The sequence below is a fragment of the Paraburkholderia sp. BR10923 genome, from assembly GCF_040948765.1.
GTDB classification, from domain to species: Bacteria; Pseudomonadota; Gammaproteobacteria; order Burkholderiales; family Burkholderiaceae; genus Paraburkholderia; species Paraburkholderia youngii.
On sequence record NZ_JBFPKO010000024.1, the window covers coordinates 83,205 to 99,264 of the forward strand.

Here is a 16,060-nt window from a genome sequence, read left to right on the forward strand (position 1 = left end):
ACGAAAAAGGGCGTGCATCGCACGACGCGATGCACGCCCTTTTTGCTTCGATCTTCGTTGTCACTTCATTCACGACGTGACCGGCCCGCGCGTCGCCCGCCCGCGCGGGCCGCGACTGTCCGCTCAAGACGATGCCGTCACGTCAGCGAGCTTTACCGCTTTGGCCGTCACCGAAGAGGCGGTCGCGACGTGGCGCAGATCGTCGAGGAAGGTATCGCGCCAAACCGACAGATTGTTCTCGCGCATCGGCTCCATCATGTCCGCATGACGCGCCTGACGCTCGGCGAGCGGCATCGACAGCGCGCGTTCGAGCGCTTCGGCCATCTGCGACAGATCGAACGGATTGACGACGAGCGCGCCCGGCAGCTGCTCGGCCGCGCCCGCGAATTGCGATAGCACGAGCACGCCCGGATCGGCCGGGTCCTGCGACGCGACGTACTCCTTGGCCACCAGGTTCATCCCGTCGCGCAGCGGCGTCACATAGCCGACCTGCGACTGGCGGAATAGCGCCATCAGCAGATTGCGCTCGTACTTGCGGTTCAGATACTGGATCGGCGTCCAGTCGAGCTGCGCGAACCGGCCGTTGATGCGGCCCGCTTCGCCTTCGAGCGTCTGCCGGATGCGCTGATAGGTCTGCACGTCGGCGCGGGTCGGCGGCGCGATCTGCACGAGCGACACGCGGCCGTGCCAGCCGGGCGCGTTCTGCAACAGCCGCTCGAATGCCTGGAAGCGCTCGACCAGCCCCTTCGAATAATCCAGCCGGTCGACGCTCATGATCAGCTTGCGCCCGCGCATGCCGTCGCGCAGGCTGCGCACCGCCTTGCGGTCGGTGAACTGCTCGGCGGCTTTGGCGATCGCATCGGGATAGATGCCGATCGGGTACGCGCCGACCTTCAGGAAGCGGTTGTACGCGTGCACCATGCCGTCTTCGCTCGACGTGCCGTGGTGACCGCGCTCGATATAGTCGACGAACGACTGGCGATCCGCTTCGGTTTGAAAACCGATCACGTCGTAGCTGCACATCGCCTTGACGATCTCCTCGTGCGGCGGAATCGTCCGCAGTACCTCGGGCACCGGAAACGGAATGTGCAGGAAGAAGCCGATCGGGTTCTTCACGCCGAGATCGCGCAGACAACGCGCGAACGGCAGCAGATGGTAGTCGTGCACCCAGATGATGTCGCTGGGCTTGAGCAGTTCCTTCAACTGCTTCGCGAGCGTCGCGTTGACCCGCTGGTAGCCCGCGTAGTCCTCGCGGTCGTAGCGGGACAGGTCGTTGCGATAGTGGAAGGTCGGCCACAACGTGGTGTTCGAAAACCCGCGGTAGTACTCGTCGTAATCGCGCTTGGTGAGGCCCACCGTCGCGTAGGTGACGTTGCCCTGCTTCTCGATCACGGGCGCGGATGGCTCACTGACCGTTTCGCCGCTCCAGCCGAACCAGACGCCGCCAGTCTCCTTCAGTGCGTCCAGCACGCCGATCGCGAGCCCGCCCGCTGCCGGACGCGCTTCCTGAATCGGTGCGACACGATTCGATACCACGATCAATCTGCTCATTAGTGCTCCATTGTTTCGTTGTATGCGGAATTGCGCCAAAACGGTGCATGCAAGCAATGTGCCGATATTTGAGATATCGGAAATAAAGTTGTATGAAAATGTGACAAACGAGCTGATCCCCGCAATCATCGCCAATTGCGAAGAAAATTTTTCTGTTTAATCTGACCAAAGCGGAGGTCTTTCTTACCGGCCTCGCGGTCGCCGGTATGCCCCGCCCGGTTACTGCGCTGCGTCAGGCGTCCTGTTCCGAGCCCAGATCGCGCTGGTATTCGAGGCCTTCCTGACGCACCCCGCCCTGGTTGTGCTCGCCGTCCGGCGGCGTATGCGGGGCGATCCGGTTCTGCGCGGCCGGGTCCGGCGACTCCGCCGGCTCAGTCTGGACATCGGCTGGCCGTGGCCCGCGCTTGGAGTGCCGCGCGGAACGTCGCAATGCGGGGTGTCTCATGATGGTGCCTCCGGGGGAAGCCCGCCGCTTGTTGCGGCATCCCTACAGTCTAGGGGGCGAAACCGTAAATTGCCGGTAAAACATGCGCCGGCTTTGTAACAAGTACAGCAATGCACTGCACCGGACCGCGGCCGCGGTCCGCTGCAGTGCGGAGATGTTTGCATCGAGTGCGCAGCTGCATGACGGCATCGAAGGTCGCATCAGCATTGCAGCGCTCGCCACCGACGATCGGCGGCCTGAGGCGTCTGCGTTGGCTGCGGCGGCGGATCGCCGATCGGCGGCGTGACCGGTTCCACGGGTTCGATCGGATCGGGGGTCGGGCCGGGGATCGTATCGGGTTCGGCCGGGTTCGGCGGGGTGGTGGGAGGCTCGACCGGTTCGGGCCGGTGAGCGTGCAACGGCCCGGACGGCGGGGAAACGGCAGCGTAATGCGGCAGGTGCGGCGGCAGGTGCGGCATGTCGGTGACCTCGTTTTGCGTTCCACTGGAGCGCAGCAAGGCCTGTGCCGTTCGGATCGGCCGCCCGCAAGCGCGGGCGGGCGATCGCTGATGATGCAGACGACGCGCGAACGAGCGCGGATCAGGCGTCCGCGCCGCCGAGCGCGCGTGATTCGTCGGTGGGATCGCCGTCGTCGCGCGTATCGTTGCCGTACTCGACGAGCCGGTTGTACAGCGTCTTCAGACTGATGCCGAGAATTTCCGCGGCGCGCGTCTTCACGCCGCCGCATTGCTCGAGCGTCGCCAGGATCAGCTGACGGTCGGCTTCCGCGAGCGAGGTGCCGAAGGGGATCGTGATCGCGGTGCCGGTCGCGGGCTTCGATAGCGTGATCTGCAACGGCACGGTCGCCGTGGCATCCGAATCCGCGCTCGACATGATGTGCGCGCGCTGCACGTAGTTCTTCAGTTCGCGCACATTGCCTGGCCACGGATACGACAGCAGCATTTCCTTCACCGCGACCGGGAAATGCTTCTTCGTGCCGTGACGCTCGTTGAGCTCATCGAGGAACGATTGCGCGAGCAGCTCCACGTCCTTGCCGCGATCGCGCAGCGGCGGCAGGCTGATCGGAAACACGTTCAGCCGGTGGTAAAGGTCCAGCCGCAGCTTGCCTTCGAGCACCGCCTGCTCGGGATCGCGATTGGTGGCCGCGATCAGACGCACATCGGTTTCGATTTCCTTGGTCGTGCCGACACGCATGAACATGCCGGTCTCGAGCACGCGCAGCAGCTTCACCTGCAGCTCGATCGGCATCTCGGTGATTTCGTCGAGGAACAGCGTGCCGCCGTTCGCGCGCTCGAAATAGCCCTTGTGCTGCCGATCCGCGCCGGTGAACGAACCGCGCTCATGGCCGAACATTTCCGACTCGATCAGATTCGGCGAAATCGCGCCGCAATTGACCGCGAGGAACGCGTGCTTGCGGCGCAGGCTCAGCTCGTGCAGCGTCTGCGCGGCGACTTCCTTGCCGGTGCCCGATTCGCCGACCAGCATCACCGAGGCCGCCGTCGGCGCGACGCGGCTGATCTGGTCGTAGACCTCCTGCATCGCCGGCGAATTGCCGAGCATCAAACCGAAGCGGCCCATGCGGCGCAACTCGCCGCGCAGCGTGCCGATCTCGGCCTTCAGGTCGCCGGGGCGCGGCAGGCGCGAGAGGATCGCCTTCACGCGCTGCATGTTGATCGGTTTTACGAGGTAGTCGGCCGCGCCCATTTTCAGCGCGCTGACCGCCGACTCGACCGTTGCGTGACCCGTGATCACGATCACTTCGACGCCGGAGCGCGGATCAAGATCTTCGAACAGATCGACCCCGCTGCCGTCAGGCAGCTTCAGGTCGGTGAATACGACGTCCGGCATCTGCCGGATCAGTTGAATACGCGCTTCGCGCAGATCGCCCGCGGTGGCGGTGGTCAGCCCGTCTTCCCCAATGATGGCGGAAAGCGCCTCGCGGGTACTTGCGTCGTCATCGACAATCAGTACATGTGGCATCGCGTTTCGAAAGCCTGCAAGCGTGGGTCAGAAAATATGCGGATCATCCCCATGGGCATGCCGCTGGATCGGGTCGGCTGCATCACGCGGATTCGACGTGTGTTCCGCGCCGCCGACCATTTAATGAAAAATCGCAACAATGATGGCAAAATTCTGGCCGATTACCGCATCATTGTTGTCTATTTGCCTATTATACGGGTTTATAGAATCCATTTAACAATCGCTTCCAGGCGCCGACCGCCGATCTGGCTGCACCCCCGCCCACCTTGGGATTCGTGCGCCGTGCTTCAGCCACGCGGAAATGGCCATGCGCGGTGTTCGCCGTCAGCCTGCCCTGAACCGTTGGTGCTCCGGGACGCGGGCGCGAGCTCGGTCGACGAGGTTGCCGGCGCCGCGACCGCACCACCCTCGTTTTCCCAGCGGCTCAGCTCGCGGGTCGGGGAAATCTGGCCGGTGCGTTTGTGTTGCACGTAGCGAACCGCCAGAAAGCCGCCGAGTGCCATCAATGCGCCAAAAAAACCAATCGTGGGTCGTGTCATCATGAACTCCTTGGATCGTGATGCGGATGAGTGCCGGCCGTGCCAGACGAGCCCGCGAGCCGAGGCGAACGTCGCTCGCCGCGCCGCCTCTATCGTGCGACCAGCACGCCGAGCAGAAATCCGGCGCCCGCCGCGAGCGCGAGCGAGCGCCACGGGTTATGGCGCACATAGTGCTCGGTGCTGACCGCCGCCTCGCGATAGCGGCGATGCACGTTGCGTTGCGCATCGCCGAGCGTCGATTGCAGCGTTTCAACATGCGTGCCGAGCCGGTCGCGCAACGCATCGACGCTTTCGCCCGGCACGTTGGCGGCGAGCCGCAGCATTTCCTCCGAGTCCCTCAGCAGCACCCGAAGATCCTCGACGATTTTCTGTCCGCCGAGTGCAAGTTGTTGCGTGGTGTCGGTCATCGTTCACTCCTCGTCTGATTCGGCGTTCGTGGCCGCGCGATGCGGGTTGCCGGGTTGCCGCCCTACGCTCACCCGCGCCGCCGCGGCGTAGCCGTCAAAAGCTCGCACGACTCGGTCAAACGGTCAATGATGCAATGCATGTGCCCGGTATATTTACCGCTTCAACGTGCTGAAAAAGGCCAATTTCGAGCACTTTCGACCGATTGCGCGCACGACTGCCGCAGCGGCTGCCGGTTCGATTGCCGGAATCCGTGTCGAAGTGGTTAAATCGTCTTTTATGAGATAGTGGCTGTACGGTCTCTCGCATTCAAGGCCTGCGCGCCGCATCACGAACTTCATTTGCACAGGACTCCCCCTTTTATGGCGTCAATCGATCTGGACTCGCCCACCGTGTCCGCCGGCGGCAATGCTTCGCCACAAGCGAAGCAGCGCGTCGGGGATGCCGTCGCGGGACTGAAATCGTACGGGCTGCTGTACGGCTCGTCGCCGGTGATGCTCGATCTGTACGAGCAGATCGAACGCGTCGCCGATACCGACGCTACCGCGCTGATCATCGGCGAATCGGGCACCGGCAAGGAGCTGATCGCCCGCACCATCCACGAGCGCAGCGGCCGCAAGGACGGCGCTTTCGTCGCCGTGAACTGCGGCGCGATTCCCGATGAGCTGATCGAAGCCGAGCTGTTCGGCCACGAAAAAGGCAGCTTCACCGGCGCGGTCCAAGGCCGCATCGGCTACTTCGAACATGCGAACGGAGGCACGCTGTTTCTCGACGAAATCACCGAGATGGCGCCGGTGCGCCAGGTCAAGCTGCTGCGCGCGCTCGAAACCGGCACGTTCTATCGGGTTGGCGGCAACGAGCTGATCAGCGGCAACGTGCGGGTGATCGCCGCGACCAATCGCGACCCGGCGGTGGCCGTCAAGGAAAACGGCTTGCGCGAGGATCTGATGTACCGGCTCGCGGTGTTTCCGCTGCGCGCGCCGCCGCTGCGCGAGCGCGAAAACGATCGCGAGCTGCTTGCGCAATACTTCCTCGCGCAGTTGAATCAGCAGGAATCCACCAACAAGAGCTTCAGCAAACGCTCGATCGAAACGCTGCGTTCGTGGTCCTGGCCGGGCAACGTGCGCGAGTTGAAGAACGCCGTGTATCGCGCGTTCATTCTCGCGGAGAAGACCGTCGAATTGCCGCATCCGCATCTTGCGTCGCGAGTCAAGAAAGCGGTCACGCAAGGCGACGCGATGAGCGTGTGGATCGGCACGCCGCTCGCCGACGCGCAGAAGCAGATCATTCTCGGCACCCTCAAGTACTGCGGCGGCGACAAGCGGCGCGCGGCCAAAGCACTCGGCGTGAGCCTCAAAACGCTGTACAACCGGCTGAGCGCATACGGCGACGAAAGCGGCGAAGACGAAGCCGACTCGTAGGCACGCTGCAACGTAGGCCGTTCGCCGCTGGCGGCGGCCTCCCAAATACCTGGCAGAGCCAGGCAAGCCATTCCGCCCATGCAGCAGAAAACATCGCGACGCACGATGTTTTGCAATTTCTTGCATTTTTTCGCTGCCAATTACAAAACGCATCCTGCACAATGCGGCAGCGTAATAAACGACGTGTCCTTCGTTTACACGCGCGACGCGTGAACGCAGGCACCTGTACGGGCAGGGACGGGAGAAATGCAAAAGAACATGGTGTGGGCTGACGACGCGAAGTCCGTTGTCGTAGGCAAACGCCCCCACGTAGCAGCGCTGCTCGCACTGGCGCTGGCGGTGTCGTCCGCATTGAGCGGCTGTAGCTCGTTGTACTCGGAAGGCGCGGTCGCGGGCGCCGGTATCGCGGGTGCCGCGGTCGCGGGCAAGGTCACCAGCAATGCGGCGGTCGCGACCGGTATCGGTCTTGGCGCTGTCGCCGCCGCGCGGGCCGGCGTGCAGTACTCGGAGCGCGTGGTCCACACGAATACGCAGAACAGCATCGCGCAGGCGGCCGGTCCGCTCGATGTCGGCGCGGTCGCTCCCTGGAGCATCACCCACTCTTTCCCGATCGAAGACGACGAGCACGGCCGCGTGACCGTCAGCCGCCTGATCAGCACCGGCGCGCTCGACTGCAAGGAAATCGTCTTTTCCGTCGATCAGAACGCAACACGCGACAAGCCCGCTAGCAGCGCGTTTTACATTGCGTCGGTTTGCCGTGACGGTAAGGACTGGCGTTGGGCATCGGCCGAACCCGCCACCGAGCGCTGGGGTGCGCTGCAATGATATTGCGTTCGCCTGGCGTTCCGATGGGTGATCGGCTACGGCTCATCGCGGCCGGCGCGCTATGCGTCGGCGCGAGCCTGCTGGCGAGCGGCTGCGCGTCGATCGGCGCCGCGAGCGGCGCGGCGGCGGGTGTCGCTTCGGGCATCGTGACCAGCAATCCGGCCGTCGCGCTCGGCGTCGGCGTGGCGGTGCAGGCCGCCACCGACGAAGCGGTCGCGCGCTACATGCGCAGCATGCACAAGGATCAGCAGGATCTGATGGCGGCGCTGGTTGGGACGATGGCGGTCGGCGAAACGAAACCGTGGTCGGTCAAACACACGTTGCCGATCGAAAACGGTCACGGCCAGGTGCGCGTGACGCGCGCGGTCAACTCGGCGCTCGCGCTGTGCAAAGACTTCGTGTTCTCGGTGCAGGACGGCGACGGCCCGAACGCGCCCGAGAGGTGGTTCACGGCGAGCGCGTGCCAGCAGGACAAGGGCTGGAAGTGGGCGACGGCCGAGCCGGCGGTCGCACGCTGGGGCAACCTGCAATAAAAAAGCGGCGAAGTTTTCCTCGCCGCCTTTTTGTCTGAACCGCGGTCGTTTCCGCGGCAACCCGGGCTCAAGACTCCACGTCTTCCAGACTGAAGATTTCCGTCTGATCGTTATACGAAAAGATCTCGCCGTAACGGCCCCAGTTGATGACCGCGTCGAGCGTCTCTTCCGCCGCGCTGTCCGACAGGAAGTCTTCCAGCTCCTGCTCGAAGCGCACGCGCGGCGCGCGATGCCCCGGCCGCTCGTTCAACACCTTCTTGATCCGCGCCGCGAGCGGCACGTGCCGCAGCAGATGCTCGGCGAACATCATCTTCCGTTCCTGGGTACCGAACTCGGAGAACACGCGCGCCGGCGGCGTCAGGAAAATGTCGCCCTCGCGCACGTCGGCGAAACCGAGGTGCTGCAGCACTTCGGCGATCGGAAACAGATCGTCGACCTCCAGATGCAGCGAGCGCGCGATTTCCGGCATGTCCGCGCGGCCGTGATACGGCGCGGCGGCGAGTGTCTCGATCAGACCGGCCATCAGGTTGGTCGACACGTGCGGCAGCCAGCTACCGAGCTCGAGCCCCTTCTTGGTCTTTTCGTCGGTCTGGCGCGCGGTCATCTTCGCGTAGATCTCGTCGACGAGACGACGGAACGCCGGGTCCAGACGATTGCGCGGATGCTTGAACGGCACCTTGATCTCGGCGATCACGCGGCCCGGGTTCGACGACAGCACCAGAATGCGGTCGCACATGAACACCGCTTCCTCGATGTTGTGCGTGACGATCAGCACCGCCTTGATCGGCATGCGGCCCTGCGTCCACAGATCGAGCAGGTCGGTACGCAGCGTTTCGGCGGTCAGCACGTCGAGTGCGGAAAACGGCTCGTCCATCAGCAGCAGTGTCGGATCGACGACGAGCGCACGCGCGAAGCCGACGCGCTGACGCATGCCGCCCGACAGCTCGCGCGGATACGCGTTTTCGAAGCCGTCGAGACCGATCAGGTCGATCGCCGCGAGCGCGCGAGTGCGCCGCTCCGACGCGCCGACGCCTTGTGCCTCGAGACCCGCTTCCACGTTCTGCAGCACGGTCAGCCACGGAAACAGCGCGAAGGTCTGGAACACCATCGCTACGCCCTTGGCCGGGCCTTCGAGCGGCTTGCCCATGTACGTGACTTCGCCGTCGGTCGGCTCGATCAGGCCGGCGATGATACGCAACAGCGTCGACTTGCCCGAGCCCGAACGGCCGAGCAGACCGACGATCTCGCCCTCGCGCAGCGACAGATTCGCGTCGTCGAGGACGAGCAGTTCACCCTGAGTCTTGTTGAAGCCGCGGCACACGTCCTTGACGCGCAGGATTTCCTCGCCGAGGCGCGGGGGCTTCGGCGGCGTCTGGATCGGCGCGGCGGTCATAGCAGCTTTAGGATTTTGCATCGCATTAAGCCTTCATTTCTCAATCTAGACGGAGCTTGCCTTCGGCGTAGGCGTACATCGGACGCCACAGCAGACGGTTGAACAGGGTCACGAACAGGGACATCACGGCGATGCCCACGATGATCTTCGGATAGTCGCCCGCCGCGGTGGTCTGCGCGATATAGGCGCCGAGGCCATGCGCGGCGACCTTGGTATCGCCCCACTGCACGAACTCGGCGACGATGCTCGCGTTCCACGCACCGCCCGACGCGGTGATCGCGCCCGTCACGTAGTACGGAAAAATGCCCGGCAGCATCGCCTGACGCCACCACTGCCAGCCGCGAATGTGAAAATTCTTGGCCGCCTCGCGGTAGTCGTTCGGATACGAGCTTGCACCGGCAATCACGTTGAACAGGATATACCACTGCGTGCCGAGCACGATCAGCGGCGACAGCCAGATGTCCGGATTCAGGTGAAAGCGCACGATGACGATCACGAACACCGGGAACAGCAGGTTCGCCGGGAACGCCGCGAGGAACTGCGCGAGCGGCTGCACCTTTTCCGCGAGCGCCGGGCGCAGGCCGATCAGCACGCCGACCGGCACCCAGATCACGGAGGCGATCGCGATCAGCACCACCACGCGCAGCAGCGTGATCAGGCCGAGCACGAACACGTGGCCGATCTCGTCGAGCGTGACGCCGGTGCGCACATAAAGAAACACGCGGTACACCACGTAGAGCGTGGCAAGCAGCACGATCGCCGCCCAGATGATGTCGCCGAGCTTCGAGTTCTTCTCGCGCTGCGGGATGTGAAAGCGCGGTGCGCTGAACGCCGGCAACTGGAAACGCACGCGCGCCGCGCGCGCGAACATCCAGCCGAGCGGCACCAGCAGCCGGTGAATCAGACGCGTGCGGCGGATCAGGTCGAGCAGCCACGATTCCGGCGCATCGCCCGAACTGGTGAACTCCATGCGGAACTTGTCGGCCCACGCGACGAGCGGACGGAACAGCAGCTGGTCATAGGCGAGGATCACGACCGTCATCGCGAGGATGACCCAGCCGATCGCGTGCAGATTCTTGTCGCTGATCGCCTGCGCGAGGTAGGCGCCGATGCCCGGCAGCGTAATCGTGTTGTTGCCGACCGTGATCGCTTCGGAAGCCACGACGAAGAACCAGCCGCCCGACATCGACATCATCATGTTCCAGATCAGGCCCGGCATCGAGAACGGCACTTCGAGCTTCCAGAAGCGCTGCCACGAAGTCAGGTGAAAGCCGCGCGACACCTCATCGAGGTCGCGCGGCACCGTGCGCAGCGACTGGTAGAAGCTGAACGTCATGTTCCACGCCTGGCTCGTGAAGATCGCGAAGATCGCGGCGAGCTCGGCGCCGAGCACGCGGCCCGGGAACATCGCGAGGAAGAAGGTGACCGTAAACGAGATGTAGCCGAGCACCGGCACCGACTGCAGGATGTCGAGAATCGGCACCAGCACGAGGCCGGCGCGGCGGCTCTTGGCGGCCAGCGTGCCGTAGACCAGCGTGAAGATCAGCGAGGCGACCATCGCCGCGAGCATGCGCAGCGTGGTGCGCATCGCGTACTCGGGCAGGTTGGCCGGATCGAGCGAGATCGCCTGGGTCTTTAGCGTCGACATCGGCGCGAGCGTCTCGTGAAAGCCGATCGACGCCATCGCGATCAGGCAGATGATCAGCGGGAACGCGACGAAGTCCCAGCGGTTGGGCAACACCCGCCATGCCGACGCATTGGCGGTGCGCTTCAGGTTAAAGCTGAAATCCATCAGATGCCCTCCCTCTTGAAACAGGCATTCGAACGCTCGAAGGAGGCCGCGGCTCCGCGGCGGTCTATGGGTCGGTCCGGAAAGCGGAAATCAGGCATGGCAAAACGCGCGTGCGTGGTAAATCGTTAGCGTTGGAGACACATGGGCCGGCAATGGGCAGTTACGTGGACGCGTCGCCCACGACCACAACCATCACGCCGAACTCCTGTCGCCGCGTGCGCCGCCCGAGGGCTGGCGGGCTTTCCTCGTTTTGGACGGCACGACACTACACCATCCTATGTTTCAGGCACAACCTTTCGCCGCAAATCGCGAGACGGCGTCGCACGCGCGGCGTAAGGCTTCAGCAAGCCCCGGCCCGCGTCGCCGCGCCGCACTGTACTCTGCTTGCGCGTACTTCGGCGTGACACGTCGCGAGGCTGTCTCGCGGCGTGGCGCGCAAGCCACATGGGCGCGTCGCCGCGGCCGCCGCCGCTCATTCGCTCCATCTGCCCGCGCAACTATCAAGAATGGCGCGCGGCTGCCGTTAAGAATCTGATCGGCGCGGCATATGCAGACAGCATCCCAGCAATAACGGTGGCAACGTGCTTCGCGACGGTTAAAATCGGGAAACGACGTACCTGTTTATCAGCGATTCATTCCGGGCATGGCGACGGCGCAGCGCGCGTCGCTCGTGACGGAGCGAAACCGCAGCTGACGCAGATAACGACACAGCGTTGAGAGCGCGCTGCCCACCAACAAGCAAGTTGCATGTCACAGCCAGACGGATCAGAGGGTCGATGAACAGGACAACCTTGCGCCAGGTAGCCGGGCCGGTCAGCTTCGTGCTGATCGTCCTCGTCTGCTGGTTCGTGGCTGGCATGGTCGCGGACCGGATGGTACAGCAAGAGCTGGACGCGGCGTTGCACACGCAGCGGCAAATGTCCACGTCGATCGTCGACAACATGGCTGAAGTGATTGCCAGCGACCTCGCGATGTCCCGCGCCATCCCCGCAACCATGGCCGAAATGGACGTGGTCCAGCGTGCCCTCGTGCAATCGCAGAATTATGCCGTGAACGGCGAGGCGGCGGAACCCGCCTTGCGGGCCGCGTTGCTGAAGGACCCGCAGATGGCCGCGGTCAGCAGATTCCTGCATGAAGCGCAAGGCTTCTCCGGGCTCGACCAGGTCTGGATCGTCAATGCGAACGGCATCTGCGTCGCCTCCAGCAGCACGATGTCGAACCCCGAGGGCGCGCAGCAATCGTTCGTCGGCATGGATATGCGCGCGCGCGGCTATCTGACGAGCGCACTGCTCGGCGCGTTCGCTGAAGCCTACGGCGTCGGTCGCGCGAGCGGCGAGCCAGGCATCTTCATTGCCGCGCCGGTGTACTCGAAGGGGCTGCTGGTCGGCGCGGTGGTGGCCAAGGTCGGCATCGCGCGATTGCGCCACTGGGTCGCGCACGCGGGCACCTTCGTCGCCGACGACAACGGCGTCATCATCATGGCGCACAACAGCGCGCTCGAAGGCCACGCATTGCCGAACTCGCGCGTCACGCAGATGAGCCCCGCCGAGCGGCGCATCATCTACCGCCGCGAGACGTTCCCCGACATGCTGATCCGCGAAGACACGCAAGTGCGTGAGCAGGCGCCGTGGGTGCCGGCCTCGGTCGCCGCGCAGCTGTTCGGCATGATCGAGCAGCCGGCCCCGGCGCTCTATCAGAACCGCGGTGGCCTGAACTCCGGACTCTCCGCGCATCTGGTCGATCCGCTCGCCGCGTGGCCGGAACTGCTGCGCAACCACAAGCGCGACCATCTGCTCGTGTTCCTGACGCTGTCCGGCACCGTCGCGCTCGCGTGGGTGATCACCGTGTCCTACGTGCGCGAGCGGCGCCACCATCGCGCGACCCGCGATCTCGCCGAGCAGTTGCAGTCGGCCAATACGCTGCTGTCGGCCGAGGCGCGGCACGATGCGTTGACCGGCGCGCTGTCGCGGCGCTATTTCCTCGACCTGCTGCGCCACGAGATCGATCGCGCGCACGCGGGCCGCGAGCCGCTGTGCATGGCGATCGCCGATCTCGACCACTTCAAGCAGATCAACGACCGCTTCGGCCACGCCGCCGGCGACCGCGCGCTCGAACATTTCGTCGATACGTGTCGCGCCGAGCTGCGCAGCTCCGACGCGATCGGCCGGCTCGGCGGCGAAGAGTTCGGCCTGCTGCTGCCGGCCACCGATCTGGCAGGCGGGCGCGAGGTGGTCGAGCGTCTGCGGCTGCGGCTGAAAGCGATACCCTCGCCGAAGCTGCCGGCCGCGGCGGGGCTGAGCGTGAGCATCGGCATCACCGAGCTGTCGCCCGACGATCTGCCCGAGCGCCTGATGAGCCGGGCCGATACCGCGCTGTACGCGGCGAAAACCGGCGGGCGCGACCGCACCGAAGCGCTGCCGCCCGACGATACCGCACCGCCTGCGCGCACGGCGGTGAACGCATGGTGAATGCCCGACGCTAGCCGAAGTACTCAGCGCGACGGTATCGCCCTCTCCGCTTAGCCAACCCACGCCAACACCCTGCCCGCGCTAAAACGACGCCGAGCTTCCCGCAACGAAGCAGGTATCATCAATCCTGATATCGGAGTGTCACTACCGCACTAACGGGAGATTCGCATGAAGGGAAATCTGGTGATCGTCTGTCGCGATCAGGACGCTGAGGCATTCGACCATCTGCTCGCCGAATACGGCGCGTTCCAGACGCGTCTGTCGTCGACCGCGTGGTATCTGAAACTGGAGGTCGCGCCGGAATTGATTCAGGAGGAAATACTCGCGCGGCTCGGCAAATATACGACGCACTATATTTTCGAGGCGGAATCGGTGACGTGGAATACCGTCGATAGCGAAACGGCGAATGCGTTGAATACGCTGTTTTCGGACTGACCTCTCGCCGTTCGCGATGCCGACGCCCCGCGCGCGCATCGCGACTCCAATACCCCGCTCCTACCACGCATTTTCCGAGGCCGTCGCGACCCGCGGCAGCACTTCGAACGGAAAGCTCATCAACACCCGCAAACCGCGGCCGTCGTGATTGCCGATTTCCCACTCACCGCCCGCGCGCCGCACCAGCCGCTCGACGATCGCAAGGCCCAGCCCGCTGTGGCCGTTGCCGCCGCGCGCCGGATCGAGCCGCACGAACGGCCGGCTCGCGCTGATCAGATCCTGGGCGGCGATGCCCTTGCCGTTGTCGCTAACGGATAGCGTAAAACCCTGCGGTGTGCGCGCAGTCGCGACGACCACCGGCGGCGCGCCATACGCATGCGCGTTGTCGATCAGGTTCGACAGGATCCGGTCGAGCGTGGCGGCAGGCAGCTGAAACGACGGCCCGGCGTTCAGCTCCGTGTGTACGATCGGCGCGCCGCTGGCCACCGCCCGATAACTGCGCACGACACGCTCGCACTGTGCATCGACTTCCACGGGTTCGCTGCGGTCCGCTCCGTCGTGCGCGAACAGCAGGAACTGCTCGACGATATGCGTCATCGAATCGACGTCGCGCACGACGCCGTCGCGTGTCTTCGCGTCGTCCATCATTTCGGCGCGCAGCCGCAGACGCGCGAGCGGCGTCTTCAGGTCATGCGCGACACCGGCCAGCATCACCGCGCGATCGTTCTCGGTGCGCGCGACTTCCTGCACCATCTGATTGAAGCCATGTGTGAGTTGCCGCAACTCGCGCGGCCCGCGCTCCGGCACCGGCGGCACCGGCAGCCCGCGGCCGAAGCGCGCGACCGCCTGCGCGAGCAAGCGCAGTGGCCGCTGGAGAGCCCAGGCGGCGAACAGCGCTGCCATCACCGCGAACGAGAAAATAATGACGAGCCACGACACCGTGCGGTCGAGCGAGCGCGGCATGCGCAGCGGTTGAACCGGCACGACGATCCAGTTTCGATCAGTCGCGGCGCGCACCCATAGCGTGGGCGGTCCGCCGGGCGGACTGATGCGCACCTGGGTGTCGGCCGGCATGCGGTCGCGCACGTCCTCGACGAAACGCTCGAGCGGCGGCGGCATGTTCGCGCTGGCTGCCGGTACATCCGGGCTGGCCGGGTCGACCAGCTTCACGCGCGACGGCAACGGTTGATCCGGTGTGCGGGCGACGTGCTGACGCACCGCGTCGACGAGGAAGGTCGCTTCCTCGACCGCGTAGCGCGTTTGCAGTTGCGAACGTTCGAGCCGCATCAGCGCGTACCACGCGAAATGCGACAACATCAGCACCGCGACGACGAGCAGTGCGAGCCGCCCGAACAGCGAATCAATGGGCCGACGCATGCTGCTCGCCGTCCGGCACGAACACGTAACCGCGGCCGCGCACAGTCTGGATGAAGCGCGGTGTGGATGGATCGGTTTCGAGAATGCGACGCAGGCGCCACACCTGCACGTCGATGCCGCGGTCGGTACCGTCGTACTCGGGACCGTGCAGCAGTTCCAGCAGGCGCTCGCGCGTGAGCGTGCGCATGGGGTGATTGACGAAGATCTTCAGCAGAGCGAACTCGCTGCCCGACAGCGTGAGCGGCTTGTCTTCGAGATGCAGCGTGCGTGACTGGAAATCCAGCGTGAAGCGGCCGAAGCTGAACGGTTCGCGCTGTTCGGGCGCGGCCGCCGACGGCAGCGTGCGGCGCCGCCGCAGCACCGCCTGCACGCGCGCGAGCAGTTCGCGCGGATTGAACGGCTTGCCGAGGTAGTCGTCCGCGCCGAGTTCGAGGCCGACGATACGGTCGACGTCGTCGGCGCGCGCGGTCAGCATGATGACAGGGATATCGTCGCCCGATGCGCGCAGCTTGCGCAGCGCGGTGAGGCCGTCCACGCCGGGCATCATCAGGTCCAGCACGATGAGGTCGGGGCGCTCGCGCTCGAGGCGCCGTTCGAGTGAGCCCGCGTCGTGCAGCACCGAAACTTCGATGCCCTGACGGGCCAGATAGTCGCGCAGCAGATCGCGCAGTTCGACGTCGTCGTCGACGACCAGGATTTGAGTAGCCATGAAATGAAGTTTAACGCGCGGCAGAAAGGGATTTCGTTTTCCAAACGGTCTGAAGGGTTACCGGGTGTTACGGTGAAAGCCGCGCGTAATTGCTGGTAATAGCGGCGTCCTGGCGCGTAACACAGCGGCGCACGCGGTTCTCTACGCTGTGCCTTACCGAGTGCAGGCAGTCCAAAGACCGGTTGCA

At 64.8% G+C, this 16,060-nt stretch carries 15 protein-coding genes; 5 read left to right on the plus strand and 10 right to left on the minus strand.

What is annotated here, in order from left to right:
• Positions 1-123: 123 nt before the first annotated feature.
• From otsA to AB3X94_RS32735, 6 genes are all read right to left on the minus strand, one after another.
• Positions 124-1,551: an alpha,alpha-trehalose-phosphate synthase (UDP-forming) gene (gene otsA, locus AB3X94_RS32710; RefSeq protein ID WP_176109236.1), complete on the minus strand. Its 1,428-nt coding sequence runs from the start codon at positions 1,549-1,551 to the stop codon at positions 124-126.
• A gap of 232 nt (positions 1,552-1,783) precedes the next feature.
• Positions 1,784-1,996 carry a hypothetical protein gene (locus AB3X94_RS32715; protein ID WP_169499220.1) on the minus strand — a complete coding sequence of 71 codons (213 nt, stop codon included), beginning with the start codon at positions 1,994-1,996 and terminating at the stop codon, positions 1,784-1,786.
• 200 nt (positions 1,997-2,196) lie between these two features.
• Positions 2,197-2,454 carry a hypothetical protein gene (locus AB3X94_RS32720; RefSeq protein WP_368613694.1) on the minus strand — a complete coding sequence of 86 codons (258 nt, stop codon included), beginning with the start codon at positions 2,452-2,454 and terminating at the stop codon, positions 2,197-2,199.
• A gap of 121 nt (positions 2,455-2,575) precedes the next feature.
• On the minus strand, positions 2,576-3,976 hold the full coding sequence (locus AB3X94_RS32725; protein ID WP_176109237.1) for a sigma-54 dependent transcriptional regulator: 1,401 nt from the start codon (positions 3,974-3,976) through the stop codon (positions 2,576-2,578).
• Positions 3,977-4,263: 287 nt separating this feature from the next.
• Positions 4,264-4,515 carry a hypothetical protein gene (locus tag AB3X94_RS32730; RefSeq protein ID WP_176109238.1) on the minus strand — a complete coding sequence of 84 codons (252 nt, stop codon included), beginning with the start codon at positions 4,513-4,515 and terminating at the stop codon, positions 4,264-4,266.
• A gap of 89 nt (positions 4,516-4,604) precedes the next feature.
• On the minus strand, positions 4,605-4,922 hold the full coding sequence (locus AB3X94_RS32735; protein WP_176109239.1) for a YqjD family protein: 318 nt from the start codon (positions 4,920-4,922) through the stop codon (positions 4,605-4,607).
• A 360-nt stretch (positions 4,923-5,282) separates the two neighbouring features.
• Here AB3X94_RS32735 and AB3X94_RS32740 point away from each other — a divergent pair, with 360 nt between their 5' ends.
• The 3 genes from AB3X94_RS32740 (at position 5,283) to AB3X94_RS32750 (ending at position 7,699) form a co-directional block, all read left to right on the plus strand.
• Positions 5,283-6,341: a sigma-54-dependent Fis family transcriptional regulator gene (locus AB3X94_RS32740; protein ID WP_176109240.1), complete on the plus strand. Its 1,059-nt coding sequence runs from the start codon at positions 5,283-5,285 to the stop codon at positions 6,339-6,341.
• A gap of 246 nt (positions 6,342-6,587) precedes the next feature.
• Positions 6,588-7,166 (plus strand): hypothetical protein, encoded by a 579-nt coding sequence (locus AB3X94_RS32745; protein WP_368613686.1) that lies wholly within the window; start codon positions 6,588-6,590, stop codon positions 7,164-7,166.
• Between the two features lie 23 nt (positions 7,167-7,189).
• Positions 7,190-7,699: a hypothetical protein gene (locus tag AB3X94_RS32750; protein WP_255209158.1), complete on the plus strand. Its 510-nt coding sequence runs from the start codon at positions 7,190-7,192 to the stop codon at positions 7,697-7,699.
• A gap of 67 nt (positions 7,700-7,766) precedes the next feature.
• Here the strand turns inward: AB3X94_RS32750 and AB3X94_RS32755 are convergent, their stop codons facing one another.
• Positions 7,767-9,113, minus strand: a complete 1,347-nt coding sequence (locus AB3X94_RS32755; protein WP_176109243.1) for an AAA-associated domain-containing protein — start codon at positions 9,111-9,113, stop codon at positions 7,767-7,769.
• 19 nt (positions 9,114-9,132) lie between these two features.
• Complete coding sequence (locus AB3X94_RS32760; RefSeq protein ID WP_176109244.1) at positions 9,133-10,884, minus strand: ABC transporter permease subunit; 1,752 nt, start codon at positions 10,882-10,884, stop codon at positions 9,133-9,135.
• Between the two features lie 776 nt (positions 10,885-11,660).
• On the opposite strand from AB3X94_RS32760, the gene AB3X94_RS32765 reads away from it, so the two are divergent.
• Positions 11,661-13,352, plus strand: coding sequence for a sensor domain-containing diguanylate cyclase (locus tag AB3X94_RS32765; protein WP_176109245.1), 1,692 nt, complete (start codon positions 11,661-11,663; stop codon positions 13,350-13,352).
• 168 nt (positions 13,353-13,520) lie between these two features.
• Positions 13,521-13,787 carry a hypothetical protein gene (locus AB3X94_RS32770; RefSeq protein WP_013088792.1) on the plus strand — a complete coding sequence of 89 codons (267 nt, stop codon included), beginning with the start codon at positions 13,521-13,523 and terminating at the stop codon, positions 13,785-13,787.
• Positions 13,788-13,847: 60 nt separating this feature from the next.
• Here the strand turns inward: AB3X94_RS32770 and AB3X94_RS32775 are convergent, their stop codons facing one another.
• Together AB3X94_RS32775 and AB3X94_RS32780 are read right to left on the minus strand one after the other, a co-directional pair.
• Complete coding sequence (locus AB3X94_RS32775) at positions 13,848-15,164, minus strand: ATP-binding protein (RefSeq protein WP_176109246.1); 1,317 nt, start codon at positions 15,162-15,164, stop codon at positions 13,848-13,850.
• Positions 15,148-15,873 (minus strand): response regulator, encoded by a 726-nt coding sequence (locus AB3X94_RS32780; protein WP_018419780.1) that lies wholly within the window; start codon positions 15,871-15,873, stop codon positions 15,148-15,150. The genes AB3X94_RS32775 and AB3X94_RS32780 overlap by 17 nt, the downstream gene beginning before the upstream one ends.
• Positions 15,874-16,060 lie beyond the last annotated feature (187 nt).